This window comes from Haloferax sp. Q22 (genome assembly GCF_001482285.1).
Classification (GTDB): Archaea; Halobacteriota; Halobacteria; order Halobacteriales; family Haloferacaceae; genus Haloferax.
On sequence record NZ_LOEP01000049.1, the window covers coordinates 1 to 2,177 of the forward strand.

Annotated in this window: 2 rRNA genes; both read right to left on the reverse strand. The window is 55.2% G+C overall.

The features are described from left to right. Nucleotides 1–48: 48 nt before the first annotated feature. A 5S ribosomal RNA gene (rrf, locus tag AM590_RS18430) occupies nucleotides 49–170 on the reverse strand. A gap of 111 nt (nucleotides 171–281) precedes the next feature. Further along, a 23S ribosomal RNA gene (locus AM590_RS21040) occupies nucleotides 282–2,177 on the reverse strand; the annotation flags it as partial.

The window sequence follows — 2,177 nt, forward strand, 5'->3', positions numbered from 1 at the left end:
TAAATGAAAAAAGCCCACTGGACCGAAGTCCAGTGGGCTCTGTATGAGTGGGGGCGGCGAACTGGATTTCCCAGAGGATCGCTCACTCCAGTACTGACCAGAACGCAGGTGAGCTTAACTGCCGTGTTCGGGATGGGTACGGGTGGAACCTCACCGCTCTGGCCGCCTTAATGCCGACCAACGGAATCGAACCGTTGTCATACCAATATCGGACGGGCCGTCTTACCAATGTGTTCGTGCAATCCAGTTTGCGCCTGGACCCGTTCTCGGGTCTCAGTGCGTATGAATGTGGCTTGGACTGTTAGTGCTCGCGGGCTTAACAACTCGTTGCCTCGTTGCGTACACCCCGAGTCTATCGAACTCGTCTTCTACGAGTGTCCTCAGTGGAACTTCTTTTCCGTGTGGGTTTCGAGCTTAGATGCGTTCAGCTCTTACCCCGTGGTGCGTAGCTGCCCGGCATCTGCCCTCTCGGACAACCGGTACACCAGTGGCACCCATTCGTAGTTCCTCTCGTACTATACGAACGTTCACGTCAAGTTCCTTAACACCCCCAATAGATAGCAGCCGACCTGTCTCACGACGGTCTAAACCCAGCTCACGACCTCCTTTAATAGGCGAACAACCTCACCCTTGCCTGCTTCTGCACAGGCAGGATGGAGGGAACCGACATCGAGGTAGCAAGCCACCCGGTCGATATGTGCTCTTGCGGGTGACGACTCTGTTATCCCTAAGGTAGCTTTTCTGTCATCTACGGGTCCCATGAATGAACCTCGTAGGTTCGCTAGACCACGCTTTCGCGTCAGCGACACTCGTTGGGAATGTCACTGTCAGACTTCCGTTTGCTCTTGCGCTCTTCCACGAGTTCCCGACTCGCGTGAGGAAATCTTTGGGCGCGCTCGATATCTTTTCGAGCGCGTACCGCCCCAGTCAAACTGCCCGGCTACCGGTGTCCTCCGCCAGGAGTGAGAGTCGCAGTCACTAACGGGTAGTATTTCAATGTTGCCTCGGTGGCCCGCTGGCGCGGGTACCTGTGTAATGGCTCCTACCTATGCTGCACATTAGCGACCACGTCTCAGCGACAGCCTGCAGTAAAGCTCTATAGGGTCTTCGCTTCCCCTTGGGGGTCTCCAGACTCCGCACTGGAACGTACTGTTCACCGGGCCCAACGTTGGGACAGTGACGCTCTCGTTGATCCATTCATGCAAGCCGCTACTGAAGCGGCAAGGTACTACGCTACCTTAAGAGGGTCATAGTTACCCCCGCCGTTGACGGGTCCTTCGTCCTATTGTACTAGGTGTTCAGATACCCGCACTGGGCAGGATTCAGTGACCGTACGAGTCCTTGCGGATTTGCGGTCACCTATGTTGTTACTAGACAGTCGGAGCGTCCGAGTCACTGCGACCTGCTCGGTCAAGAGCAGGCATCCCTTATCGCGAACTTACGGGACTAACTTGCCGAATTCCCTAACGTCGGTTGATCCCGACAGGCCTTGGCTTGCTCTGCCAGCGCACCTGTGTCGGATCTCGGTACGAGCTTCTTGCTTGTCTTTTCACGGGCTCTAGGTACGGCCGAATTTCTCTATCTCATCATTCGTTCGCTTCGTGCCGTTACGGCTTCCACGAATTTCGGTGATTCGACGGGGCGAAGGCCCCGCTCGGTGTTTCCTAAAGCGTCGACGTTTAGTGCAAGAAGGTACTGGAATATTAACCAGTTTCCCTTTCATCTATTTCGAATTACGGATAGACTTAGGATCGACTAACCCTCGGCTGATTGACAGTGCCGAGGAACCCTTGCGCGTAAGGCCGTCGGGGTTCACACCCGACTCTCGCTGCTACTGAGACCATGATTTTCGTTGCTGCACGGTCCACACGAGTTCTCACCCGTGCTTCCACCCATGCAGTATGCCAACCTACGGAATCGTGTCATACGACACGCCGCCAGGTCTCGGAGGTGGATTTGAGTCCCGATCATTTTCGACGCCTCGAACCTCGGCCGGTAAGCTGTTACGCTATTCTTAGAGGGTAGCTGCTTCTAAGCTCACCTCCCGGCTGTTTAGGGCTCGAGACAATCTTCAATCACACTTAATCCACACTTTGGGTCCTTAACCTGGCTCTGGGTTGTCTCCCTCACGGTGCACAAGCTTACCCCGCACACCGGACTCCCTGAGTCTACGACGT